This window comes from Bacteroides rodentium JCM 16496 (assembly GCF_000614125.1).
GTDB lineage: Bacteria > Bacteroidota > Bacteroidia > Bacteroidales > Bacteroidaceae > Bacteroides > Bacteroides rodentium.
On sequence record NZ_BAKJ01000044.1, the window covers coordinates 1 to 12,960 of the forward strand.

Annotated in this window: 6 protein-coding genes and 2 pseudogenes; 5 read left to right on the top strand and 3 right to left on the bottom strand. The window is 46.5% G+C overall.

Annotation, left to right across the window (positions count from 1 at the left end; genetic code table 11):
• Positions 1–588: 588 nt before the first annotated feature.
• Positions 589–2,303, bottom strand: a pseudogene (gene susR / locus JCM16496_RS25330) (SusR family glycan utilization regulator).
• A gap of 439 nt (positions 2,304–2,742) precedes the next feature.
• Here susR and JCM16496_RS16355 point away from each other — a divergent pair.
• From JCM16496_RS16355 to JCM16496_RS16370, 4 genes and pseudogenes are all read left to right on the top strand, one after another.
• On the top strand, positions 2,743–5,658 hold the full coding sequence (locus JCM16496_RS16355) for a SusC/RagA family TonB-linked outer membrane protein (RefSeq protein WP_439644537.1): 2,916 nt from the start codon (positions 2,743–2,745) through the stop codon (positions 5,656–5,658).
• A gap of 18 nt (positions 5,659–5,676) precedes the next feature.
• Positions 5,677–7,202, top strand: a pseudogene (locus JCM16496_RS16360) (RagB/SusD family nutrient uptake outer membrane protein).
• 31 nt (positions 7,203–7,233) lie between these two features.
• Positions 7,234–8,745, top strand: coding sequence for an endo-1,6-beta-glucanase (locus JCM16496_RS16365; protein WP_025835631.1), 1,512 nt, complete (start codon positions 7,234–7,236; stop codon positions 8,743–8,745).
• Positions 8,746–8,772: 27 nt separating this feature from the next.
• Complete coding sequence (locus JCM16496_RS16370) at positions 8,773–10,104, top strand: DUF5125 domain-containing protein (protein ID WP_025835632.1); 1,332 nt, start codon at positions 8,773–8,775, stop codon at positions 10,102–10,104.
• 189 nt (positions 10,105–10,293) lie between these two features.
• Here JCM16496_RS16370 and JCM16496_RS16375 read toward each other — a convergent pair whose 3' ends face one another.
• A complete protein-coding gene (locus JCM16496_RS16375; RefSeq protein ID WP_005824737.1) occupies positions 10,294–10,638 on the bottom strand; it encodes a hypothetical protein in 345 nt (114 codons plus the stop codon).
• The gene (locus tag JCM16496_RS16380; protein ID WP_005824736.1) at positions 10,635–10,943 is read right to left on the bottom strand and encodes an FtsB family cell division protein; all 309 of its coding nucleotides are present in this window, start codon (positions 10,941–10,943) and stop codon (positions 10,635–10,637) included. Before JCM16496_RS16380 ends, JCM16496_RS16375 begins: the two co-directional genes overlap by 4 nt.
• 142 nt (positions 10,944–11,085) lie before the next feature.
• Between JCM16496_RS16380 and JCM16496_RS16385 the strand changes: the two genes are divergently transcribed.
• Positions 11,086–12,900: a DNA polymerase III subunit gamma/tau gene (locus tag JCM16496_RS16385; protein ID WP_025835636.1), complete on the top strand. Its 1,815-nt coding sequence runs from the start codon at positions 11,086–11,088 to the stop codon at positions 12,898–12,900.
• Positions 12,901–12,960 lie beyond the last annotated feature (60 nt).

Below are 12,960 nucleotides of genomic sequence, written 5' to 3' on the forward strand. Positions count from 1 at the left end.
ATAGCAAAGAGGAGAAAAATGGAAGCTTACCGCTCCGTTTTACTGTCAGAATGTCAAATCATCGCTGCCTTCGTTCCCGAAAGCGGATGCAAAAGTAGGGCTTTTATGGACATCCGCAAAATATATACAAGCTTTTTTTGAGGGTTTACGTGAACTTTTTCATAACTCGCTGATTGATAGATATGTTTTAAAGCATGTTTTTTAAAGGGAAAGGAAGGAAGAAGGAAAGGGGACACATTATATATATACGCGCGCGCATTGGAATAGACCATTCAGCACTTGACATAGACCACAGAACGGCCGGCACCACGCTTGCGGAGCCCAAAGAGAACTGACAATAAACCCGCGAAAGGTTACATCCGGAAAGCCCGGAAACTAAACGAGAATTACTGAACAACTTTTCTCACCACAGATATGCTTCTTTCTTTCCACAGCCGTGTGTCTTTCTTACCACAGCTGTGGTAAGAAAAGAACATGGCTGTGGAAAGATTAGTTTTTAGAGAAAAACAAGGTAGTACATCGCAGTTTTTCTCCTAACTCTTAGGTGTCATCTACGCATTATACAGCGACAATCAGTAGAAGCCTTTATCAAGTCCACTTCTGTGCCCTACCCAAAGAACGCACAGCGGCAGCAAACTCTTCCCGAGGAATGATAGCCTTATTACGTGTCTTCAAACGATTATTATAAACGGTCTGAGGTGAATAATGCAAGAATTCGGCAATCTTCACACTATCAGTGATACCTAAACGCACCAAAGCATAAATGCGCAATTCCGTATTCAGCAACTCACCATCTTTTAGCACAATCTGCTCGTCAGGATGGAGCAAGGCATTGAAGTCACTTACAAAATCCGGATAAATGTGCAAGAAGATAGCATCAAAGTTATGATAGAACTCTTTCAACTCATTCTGTGCCATAGAATGAGTATCGGTTAATGCTTTCACATCCTCCAACTGATTTGCCTTAAGCTTACGATTGATATTTTTCCGATACTCATCCAGCTTGCTGATATAATTGGAACAAATGGAAAAGACATAACCTATGTATTCCTCCTTCACATAGTTGGATTCACGAAGCTGATTATTGGTATCTCTCAACTGTTCATTCAAAGAAGTAAGCTGCACATTCGTTTCTGCCACTTGTCCGTGCATTTTCGAAAGCTCTTCCACATGCTTATTCAAGCGGTTGTTTGCCTCATTCAGCTGTTGGCGCGACTGCTTCAACCGCTTCATCTGCTTGTATATATATAGGAAGGCAAACAAGGATATCAAGGACAAGACACTGACCAGTACCAAATACATACGTAACCGCGCTTCTTGCCTCTGATTACGTTCCTGATAGATCTGATGAATGGTGTCCTGCACTGCAGAGATGCCCACTACCCTCACCCGGTTCCGATATGCCAAGGCATTCTGCAAACAGTAACTCATGTAGACATAGGCATGGTCAATATCACCCAAACTAAAAAGTACCCCCGCCAGTTCTTCCAGCGAAGCAATGTCTTTATTGGAGATACGCACATCGGCCATAGCAGAATATATCAGGTAAGTCAGATAATTTTCCTGCTCATCGGACTCGCGATAAAAGCAGGCCAGCACGTAAGCATTCATGCATCGCGCCGAGTGTCGAATGCAGAATTAAGAATTCCCTTCTGCAAACGTTCTTTAAAAACATACATACTGTCCGTACCTTGTACTACCTGCCCTTTATACCACAAGAACAAGGGATCTTCAGAGGTAAGAACCATATTCAAGGAGTCCTTGTAAACACGCTCCAACTGTGCATAATGTTCATGCAAAGTACCCATTTCACTACCGGTATACTGATTGAAATGCGAATACAGATACAGCATTTGCCCGTAATAGTCCACTAACAATTCTTTGGGGAGCGAACCGCCTGAAACTCCGCGCAATTCATCCTGAGCTTCTTTCAACAAACCAGTGGCAGCCAACAGAAAAGACTTTTTTATCTTCCACTCCATCTGCCGGTATTTATCATTCTGCTTATAAACTATATCCAAATTGTCTACCACATAATTCATTGCAGAATCGGCGTTATAGACGCAATACTCATCATAAAGATTTTTATTCAGCCAATACCTCTCTTCCAAAGTACGCACATCCTTTTGCAGCTTGTGCAACTGGGCAATCTTCGCCTCTTTAAGCATAGCAAACGTGTTTTTTTGCGCAATCAGAGAGTCAAGGCGTACCAGCAGTTCTTTTATTTTTTCACTGTAAGGTGCTGCATTCAGAAAGGTACACCCCATCAGTAAAAATAGTAAAGCTATGATTTTTCTTTTCATTTCTATTATTTATATAAGGCTGAGAGCACAAAGATAAATTAATCTATCTAAACATAAGCTACTTCTACCCTAAAAAGTACATGAAAATTAAGAGGTATTTCGACCATTTACAGCGATAAAACAGCATATACAGACCTCCTTCCATAGTAGCTGACCTTTACTTTATACAGCAATCAGCAAGAACACAACCCGCTATATATGTGATATTTACATTTTACTCCGACTTACTTCTCCACATTACCCGCCTATCGGACGAATAAGGTTGTCCACTATCTTTGCAACAGAGAAAGAAAAGTGTACTATGGAAAACATACAATCTCTATTAGAACATACTTTTCTAAAATAAATTAAATCTTTTAATTAAAGTACTATGAGAATGATTACAAGAAATCTTCTTACGCGGAGTTACAAGCTCCTTCTGACATTACTCGTACTGCTAATGTCAACAAATGCATTTGCCCAACGATTGACAGCTACGGGTAAAGTAGTAGATGCCGCAGGCCTGGAGGTCATTGGTGCATCTGTATTGGAAAAGGGAACGACCAACGGTGTTGTTACCAATCTGGATGGGGAGTTTTCCCTGAGTGTAGGACAGAATGCCACACTGGTAATATCCTTCATCGGCTACAAGACGATAGAGGTAAAAGCAACCACCAACATGAATATCACATTGCAGGAAGACAACGAACTGCTGGACGAGGTGGTAGTCATCGGCTATGGAAGTGTGAAGCGTAAAGACGTAACCACTGCCGTATCTACGGTTTCTACAAAGGATTTGGACCAACGCCCCATTGTATCGGCAGCCCAAGCCCTGCAAGGTAAAGCGGCCGGTGTGTCGGTTATGCAACCCAGCGGCGAACCGGGCGGAGGTATGAGTATCCGCGTACGTGGTACCACCTCGTTCAACGGTAGCAACGACCCGCTCTACGTAGTGGACGGTGTACCCGTGGATAACATTAACTTTCTCTCTCCCAACGACATTGAAAACCTCTCTATTCTGAAGGATGCCTCATCAGCAGCCATCTACGGTTCGCGCGCAGCTAACGGTGTGGTATTGATTACTACCAAGAGCGGCTCGGCAGGCAACGCCAAAGTAGCATTGAACGTACAATATGGCATGACAAAAGTAGGCAAGAGCATGGAAGCACTGAATACAGAACAGTACCGCGAATTGCAAGAAGAAATCGGGGCTGTAAATCCAACTGCTCTTGAAGGGCTGACCGACCAGACAGACTGGTTTGACGAGGTTTACAAGACCGGACAAACCCAGAACTACCAAGTGTCCGTATCAAACGGAAATGAAAAGATGAAATACTTCCTCTCTGCCGGTTATCTGGATGAAAAAGGTATTTTGGAAGGAACATACTTCAAGCGGTATAGCTTCCGCGCCAATATCGACAACCAAATACGCAGCTGGCTGAATGTAAGTGCCAATATCTCCTACTCCGACAACATCGGAAACACCGGCATCATCTCCGGTACGGGTGCCAACCGTGGTGGTGTAGTCCTCTCGGTCATCAACACTCCGACCTATGCCCCTATTTGGGATCCTGAAAAACCGAATCAATACAATAAGAACTTCTATGGGGTGAACATCATGAACCCGATGGAAAACCTGGCCCGCCAGAAAAACAACAAGAACAAGGAGAACCGCCTCATCGCATCCGGAGCCGCTACTATCAGCTTCCTGCCCAACCTGAAGTTGAAATCATCCGTAGCCCTGGACCGCCGTAACGGTGTAAGCACCACATTCCTCGATCCAATATCAACCACCGACGGACGCAACAGCTTCGGTACAGCCTCTGACAATCGGAATATGAATACTGTGTTGGTGTTCGATAACATATTGACTTACAATACCAATATCAAGAAGCATGGCATCGACGTAATGGCAGGTTCTTCCTATACCAAATCGGACTATACCAACAGTTGGATAAACGGCTCACATTTCCGGGACGATAAAATACAGACCCTGAACGCTGCCAATAAAATTTCATGGGACGGTACCGGGTCAGGAGCTTCACAGTGGGCTATCTCTTCCTATTTCGCCCGTGTGTCCTACAACTATGACAGCAAGTACATGCTTACCATGAACATGCGTGCCGACGGTTCATCCAAGCTGCATCCCGACCATCGCTGGGGCATTTTCCCCTCTTTCTCGGCTGCATGGCGTATTTCGTCGGAAAAGTTCATGAAAGACATCACTTGGATTGATGACCTGAAGCTCCGCGGTGGCTGGGGACAGACCGGTAACCAAAGCGGTATAGGCGATTACTCGTATCTGCAACGTTACAACATCAACCGTATACCCTGGTTTGAAGAAGGTAACGACCATGCAGTTCCCGGCATCAGCCAGGCCAACCTGAGAACAAGTGACCTGAAATGGGAAACTACCAACCAGACGAACATCGGTCTTGACCTGACCGTACTGAACAACAGACTGACCTTCAGCATGGACTACTATTACAAGAAAACTACAGACATGTTGATGAAGGTAAGTCTGCCTGCCGGTGCAGCAGCAACCACCAGCATCACCCGTAACGAAGGTGAGATGACCAACAAGGGATTCGAATTCGCCATCAACTCCCATAACCTGACCGGCGAGTTTTCTTGGGATACCGACTTCAACATCTCTTTCAATAAGAACAAACTGACCAAACTATCATTGCAGAAAATCTATACAGCAGCAAGCAGTGCCGAGGTGGTGAAAGAGAATATCGTACGCAACGAGCCCGGACGTCCTTTGGGTGGTTTCTACGGTTACATCAGCGACGGTGTAGACCCCGAAACCGGTAACCTGATTTATCGCGACCTTAACGAAGACGGCAAGATTTCCACTTCCGACCGTACCTATATCGGCGACCCGAATCCCGACTTCATCTACGGATTGACAAACACCTTTACATGGAAAGACCTCAGCCTGAGCATCTTCATCCAGGGAAGCTACGGAAACGACATCTTCAATGTGTCCCGTATGGAAACCGAAGGTATGTATGACGGTAAAAACCAGTCAACAGAAGTATTGAAACGCTGGAGAATTCCCGGACAGATTACGAATGTCCCGAAAGCCAACTTCAACATCAAGAACTCCACTTACTTTGTGGAAGACGGCAGTTACCTGCGTGTCAAAGACATCTCACTCTCTTACAACATCCGTTGCCGCCAGTTCAAAAAATGGGGTATTAGCCGCGTACAGCCTTATTTTACCGCCAGCAATTTGCTGACCTGGACCAGCTATTCAGGTATGGATCCTGAAGTAAACCAATACGGCAACAGCGGTTCTGTACAGGGCATCGACTATGGAACTTACCCGCAGAGCAAATCATTCGTTTTCGGTATCAATGTTGAATTCTAAAAAAGGGAGAAATAACTTATGAAATTAAACCATATATATAAAAGTATAGCTTGCGGTGTATTGTTGGCAATGACCGCAACCTCATGTGACTTGGACTATAATCCCGTAGACACCTACTCGGATGTAACGGAAAGAGTGAACAAAACTGATGAAAAGCCTATCTTCAACAGTGTGCAAGACGTGGAAACTTCAATGGTGACCCTCCACAAAAAATTCCGCGACCAGCAGGAACACTGGTATGTAGACAAATTGCTTATCGGCGACGCCCATGCCGACAATGCCTATGCCGGAACAACGGGAGCCGAGGTAGTGCCCTACGAAACCAACTCCATCGAAGGCTCCAATTCTGTACTGAAGCGTGACTGGGACCGTTTCTTAGGCGACATCGCCGTTGCCAACCGCATCATCGTGGGCTGTGACCAGCTCAAGGCACTCAGTGAAAGTGAACGCGGCAAGTATCAGTCACAAGCCAAGATATTCCGTGCCATGGTCATGTTCGATATGGTACGCTTATGGGGCAACTTTCCGGTCATCACTACCGTGGGCGGTGACATTACCGAAGACAACGTAGAAGAGATGTACCCGACCTACTTTCCGCCACAGAATACGGCTGAAGAGCTTACGCCCAAATAGAGAAAGACTTGACTGAGGCAGTGGAAAACCCCAACACACCGACAAACGACACATCAGACAAAAGCATACTTACCAAATCGGTGGCACGTGCCATGCTCGCCAAGGTCTATGCAGAAAAACCTCTGCGCGATTATGCAAAGGTTATCAAATATGCCGATGAACTTGCTGCCGACGGCTTCGACCTCGTGGAAGACTTCAGCGACCTTTGGGCATATGATACGGAAAAAAAAGACTGCCGGGTACGTAACACCAAGGAGGCAATTCTCGAAGCCCATTTTCCTCCCGGTTCCGGCAACTGGTGTACTTGGATGTTCGGCCGCAACCTGAGCAACTGGGATGAAAGTTTCACCTGGGCCAAATGGGTTACCCCATCGCGCGACCTCATCCGCCTTTACGAAGAGCAAGGAGACACGAAACGTTACAACGAATCTGTTGTATGGTATGACTGCGGATGGAGCAACTATTATCCCTCTAACCACTATGCGTTCATGTACAAATGCCGTTCATCATTCAATAGCATCATCTATCTGCGCTATGCCGACATCCTGTTGCTGAAAGCCGAAGCAAAAATTATGGGAGAAACTCCCGACCTGAACGGTGCAGCCGACATCATCGACCGCATCCGCAACCGTGCCGGACTGGGCAAACTTCCACAAAGCACCCGCAGCAGTAAAGAAGCATTGCTCCAAGCTTATATGAACGAACGCCGCATGGAGCTTGCCTTTGAAGGACAGCGCTGGTACGACCTTTGCCGTCTCAATAAAGTGGAAGAAGTGATGAACGCCGTTTACGCCAAAGACAGCGGTCGCCATGCACAAGAAAATCCGTTCAATGAGAACTCCTATTTGCTGGCTATCCCCCAAGGAGCCATCGACCAGAACGAAAATCTAATACAGAACCCGGGCTATTAATATTAATGAGTAATATAAAAATCAATCGAATATGAACTTAAGAAATATATTCACTACCGCATTAAGCTGCTTCACCATACTGGCAGCCTGCGGCAATGACAATGACAGTAACATCACCCCTACACCGGAGCCCAAGCCAGACCAACCCACGGAAGAGGCAAAGGATGTTACTCTCTATGTAACGAACACCAGCCGTACTTATGATTTGACAAAGTCCGGGCTCGCCTTCGGCACCGGAAGCAACATGTCACCTTCTACCGTGACACTCGACCCTGCCACCCGCTATCAGGAAATGGACGGTTTCGGCGCAGCCATCACCGGCTCCACCGGCTACAACCTAATGCAGATGACACAAGAGAACCGCACGAAGTTCCTGACAGAAACCTTCTCGGACAAGGAAGGCTACGGATTCAGCTATGTACGTATTGCCATCGGTTGTTCCGACTTCTCATTCAGTGAATTCACTTGCTGTGACGAAAAGGGACTGGAGCACTTTGCCCTGCCGATGGAAGACACCCAGTATGTGATTCCTATATTGAAGGAAATTCTGGCAATCAATCCTGCCGTCAAAGTGATTGCCGCTCCCTGGACATGTCCGAAGTGGATGAAAATGAAAAGCCTGGAGGAACGTGTACCCTTTGACTCATGGACCAGCGGACACTTGAACCCCGAATATTACAGAACGTATGGCGACTACTTCGTAAAATGGATACAAGCTTTCGAAAAGGAAGGAATCAAAATCCACGCTGTGACTCCGCAAAACGAACCGCTGAACCACGGTAACTCAGCATCCCTGTTCATGGGATGGGAAGAAGCCCGTGACTTCATCAAGACCGGCCTGGGCCCTGCCTTCAAAGAAGCCGGAGTTGCCACAAAGATTTATGTTTTCGACCATAACTACAACTACGACAATCTGGCCGACCAAAAGAGTTACCCCACCAAGATTTATGACGACGCAGAAGCTTCACAATACATTGCGGGCGCTGCCTACCATAATTATGGCGGTAACCGTTCTGAGCTGCTGAATATCCACAAACTCTATCCCAACAAGGAACTGCTTTTTACGGAAACCTCCATCGGTACTTGGAACTCCGGTCGTGATTTGGAAGCACGCCTGCTTAACGATATGGAAGAAATAGCATTGGGAACAGCCAACAACTGGTGCCGCGGCGCCATTGTATGGAATCTAGTATTGGACAGTGACCTGGGACCGGTAAGTCCTTCAAACGGTTCTTGCAAGACCTGCTACGGTGCAGTGGATATTGACAATACAAACTATTCTAAAATTGTCCGTAACTCCCACTACTACCTTATCGGTCACATGTCTTCGGTTGTAAAGCCGGGAGCTGTACGCATCGGAACGACCGGTTACACAGCCAGCGGTATCACTTACTCTGCCTTCGAGAATACGGACGGTACCTATGCATTCGTATTGGCCAACAACAATGCGGAGGCCAAGCGAATCACCGTAAGCGACAGCACACATTACTTCTCCTACGAAGTTCCGGCCAAAGCAGTCGTTTCTTACCGTTGGAAAAAATAAAACTAATAATTTAAACAGAAGATTATAATGAAAAGCTTAAAATACTATCTAATGGCATTGGCAGGCATAGCCATGCTGAATGCTTGCAGCGATGACGATCCGGTTCCCGGCAACCCGACAATGGACTTTCAGGCAGAACCTTCTTCAGCCTTGTTCGGCGACAGTCTGCCTTTTACAATCAAGGCATCGGACGCAGATGTACCCCTTTCCACACTAAAAGCGCGGTTATACTTCAGCGACGAAATGGTGTCAGAGACTGTAATCCGTACAAAAGTAAACGGTCAAGACTATACCGGGAAAATATTTGTTCCCTATCTGGCAAATATTCCCAACGGAACGGCCACACTGAAGTTCATTCTGCAGAACATCAATTTCACAATTACAGAGAAAAGCTATGATGTGGCGCTGAGCCGTCCGGACTTCCCTTACCTGACTCTGGTTTCGGGAGACCAGGAATACCGCATGGAAAAAAACGCAACTAATCAGTATAGCGTGACCGGTGAATTTGCGCAAAAAGTAAAAGGCTACATCAAAGCTCCTAAAGTAGGTGCCAACGGCAATGAAATCAACTTCGGATGGAGCAACGGCGCCATTACACAAGGTACCTCCAGTGAAATTACCTTCTCCAATCTGTCGGCTGGAGAATATTCCATCTCCTTCAATACGCTGACTTATGCAGCCGCTCCTTTCGTGAAGCTGTTGCTAAACGGTTCTGAGATGGAAATGGTGGATGATGACCACTATAGCATCGACCTCAATCTGAAGCAAGGGGACAACATCACTGCAGACATTCCCAACTTCGACCAATACTGGATAGACCCCGACTTCTTCGAGAAGAATGAAGACGGTTCGCTGAAGTTCCTGCCCATCGATGGAACTTATCGCGTCATTGCCAACCTGGCCCTGAATTATCTGGAGGTATTGAAAATGAACGGAACAAGCACTGCCACTCTGAACAATGACGGAACCGGAGCCCTTTGGATTATCGGTGACGGTATCGGTAAACCTTCCGTAGCGACCAATACCGTAGGTTGGACTACAGAAAAAGGTCTCTGCATGTCACAGATTGAAGCGAAGAAGTATCAGGTAACAGTAGTAGCGGGAGAGCAAATCAAATCTGATGACATCAACTTCAAATTCTTCCACCAGCAAGGATGGGGAGGTGAATATAAGAATGATGCCTTGTCGACCACCAGTGACCTGGTATTTATAGGTGACGGAACCAATGGACGTGATGCCGGCAACTTGGGCCTCGTAGAAGGCAAAAGTCTGGAAAACGGTGTCGCTTACCGGTTCACAGTTGACGTAACGGCAGGTGTCTCTTCGGCAGTTCTGACAGTAGAAAAGGTAGAAAGATAGACGGATAACGCAGAAGATTGACTAAATGAGAAGAGGGTGTCAAAATTCACCACAGATTACACGGATTAACACAGAATGAGCTTAATCTACTGATAATCAACAATTCTTATCTGTGCAAATCTGTGTAATCTGTGGTGAATACCAGTTTTGACACCCCCCTCTTGTTTATGCAGAATATATGTTCCAGATTTAGCTTAAACCTTCTTTCGCCTCCTCTTGCGGAATACGTACCGAAGTGTAAAGTTCAAGAATGGCGGCTATCGTCAGAGACACAATCCATTCATTGCCCCTTGTAAAGAGCATGAATGCCCCCGTAAGCACCAGCAAAAGCGCACCGAATATTTGCTGCCGGCGCAGGCGTTTGACAGTGGGGCTTTTACATTTGGACGGAGAATTGATTTGGGCCAAAGCAACCATCGTAGCGCCGATAGTATATATATAAGGTGAAAGAGGCCAGCCCGTGATATAAACGGCAGCTCCTGCCAAGAGCATCACGGCCCCTACTGCGAAAAGGGCGGGTATCAGTTGTTTCATTCTTCTATATCTTCTTCAAATACATAAATATCCTCATTGGGCTTTTTCATCAGATACTTCTCACGGGCAATCCGTTCGATGGCACCGGAGTCGACGGCAAGCTCATTGAGCCGTTCGGTATTCTCCTCGTATTCCTTGCGGTACTTTTCTATTTCATCGCGCAGACGGCTTTCTTCCCGGGCGTAACCCAAACGGCGTACAACACTGTTCTCATCCAGGAACCCGATAATTACAGCAAACAACGCAAGCGTAATCAGATATTTATGCTTGCGGACAAAAGACCAAAGAGAAGCAAGTTTATCCATCTCGTTATCTACTATTTAGCAATTTATCATTCATGATGGAGCTTGCCCATCATATAACTTCACGTCACAAAGATAAGAGGAATAACCGAAAGATTTCTTTTTTTTGTGTACATTTGCACAAAAAGCAAAGAATATCCCGAATATGGAAAACTATATTGTATCTGCACGGAAATATCGTCCCTCGACCTTTGAGTCTGTGGTAGGCCAACGTGCACTGACCACTACCTTGAAGAATGCCATTGCCACCGGAAAATTGGCGCATGCCTATCTTTTTTGCGGTCCAAGAGGCGTGGGAAAAACAACTTGTGCCCGTATCTTTGCTAAAACCATCAACTGCATGAGCCCCACAGCAGACGGTGAAGCATGCAACCAGTGTGAATCCTGTACTGCCTTCAATGAGCAGCGCTCCTACAATATCCATGAGCTGGATGCCGCCTCAAACAACTCTGTGGATGACATCCGCCAATTGGTGGAGCAGGTACGCATACCACCTCAGATAGGTAAATACAAAGTATATATCATTGACGAGGTACATATGCTGTCCGCCTCGGCTTTCAATGCTTTCCTGAAAACACTGGAAGAGCCTCCACGCCATGCCATATTCATCCTTGCCACTACCGAGAAGCACAAGATACTGCCCACCATCCTTTCACGCTGCCAAATATATGATTTCAGCCGGATTGGTGTGGAAGACACCGTAGCACACCTCGCATATGTCGCCTCCAAAGAAGGCATCACTGCTGAACCGGAAGCGTTGAATGTCATTGCCCTCAAAGCAGACGGCGGTATGCGCGACGCACTATCCATCTTCGACCAGGTGGTAAGCTTCACCGGAGGACACATCACCTATAAGAGTGTGATTGAGAACCTCAACGTGCTGGACTATGAATACTACTTCAAACTAACCGGATTCTTTCTTGAGAACAAAATCAGTGACGCGTTGCTATTACTGAATGATGTGCTCAACAAAGGCTTCGACGGCAGCCACTTCATCACCGGACTTTCATCCCACCTACGTGACTTGCTTGTCAGCAAAGACTCGGCGACACTGCCGTTGCTTGAAGTCGGCGCAAGCATCCGCGAACGTTACCAGGCACAAGCACAGCAATGCCCCCTCCCTTTTCTTTACCGTGCCATGAAGCTCTGCAACGATTGTGACCTGAACTACCGTGCCAGTAAAAACAAACGGCTACTGGTAGAGCTCACTCTGATACAAGTGGCACAACTGACCGCCGAGGAGGACGACGGTACCAATGGGCGCAGCCCTAAACAAGCTATAAAACCCATATTCACGCAGCCTGCCGCCGCTCAGCAGCCACAGGCCACTGCTGCCACGCCCCAACAAACCGTACAGCCGGCAGTACAGACAAACAGCACTCCCCAACCTGCTGCCACGCAGCATGGTAATGCAACAACTCCACATGCCACACCTGCTGCCGTATTAATGGCACAAGGGAGAGAAGAGAAAAAAATTCCGGTCATGAAAATGTCCGGATTAGGGGTCTCCATCAAACGCCCTCATATAGAAGAGGAACAAAGAAACCCTTCATCTAACCCTACTGCCGTCCACCAAGCAGCACAACCGGAAGAAGACTACATCTTCAATGAAAGGGATTTGAACTATTACTGGCAGGAGTATGCCGGACGTATGCCCAAGGAGCAAGTAGCCATAGCCAAGCGCATGCAGAACATGCGCATCACTTTAATAAATGACACAACTTTTGAGGCTGTGGTAGATAATGAAATCGTTGCCAAGGAATTTACCAGCATGATACCCACCCTGCAAAATTACCTACGTACCCGGCTAAAGAACCGCAAAGTCACCATGACTGTCCGGATTAGTGCTCCTACCGAAAAAGTACGTGCCTATGGACGCGTTGAAAAATTCCAGATGATGGCACAAAAGAACAGTGCACTATTACAATTAAAAGAAGAGTTTGGTTTGGAACTCTATTAATCCCTTCCAATCGCCTGCATAAAGTTGCTAACAAATTGACTATAAAGGAGAAAAAAAGCA

What these genes read in the sequence shown, in the direction of transcription:
- JCM16496_RS16385 (WP_025835636.1), top strand. Translation starts at nt 11,086, where the DNA reads ATGGAAAACTATATTGTATCTGCACGGAAATATCGTCCCTCGACCTTT.
- JCM16496_RS16370 (WP_025835632.1), top strand. Translation starts at nt 8,773, where the DNA reads ATGAAAAGCTTAAAATACTATCTAATGGCATTGGCAGGCATAGCCATG.
- JCM16496_RS16375 (WP_005824737.1), bottom strand. Translation starts at nt 10,638, where the DNA reads ATGAAACAACTGATACCCGCCCTTTTCGCAGTAGGGGCCGTGATGCTC.
- JCM16496_RS16365 (WP_025835631.1), top strand. Translation starts at nt 7,234, where the DNA reads ATGAACTTAAGAAATATATTCACTACCGCATTAAGCTGCTTCACCATA.
- JCM16496_RS16380 (WP_005824736.1), bottom strand. Translation starts at nt 10,943, where the DNA reads ATGGATAAACTTGCTTCTCTTTGGTCTTTTGTCCGCAAGCATAAATAT.
- JCM16496_RS16355 (WP_439644537.1), top strand. Translation starts at nt 2,743, where the DNA reads ATGTCAACAAATGCATTTGCCCAACGATTGACAGCTACGGGTAAAGTA.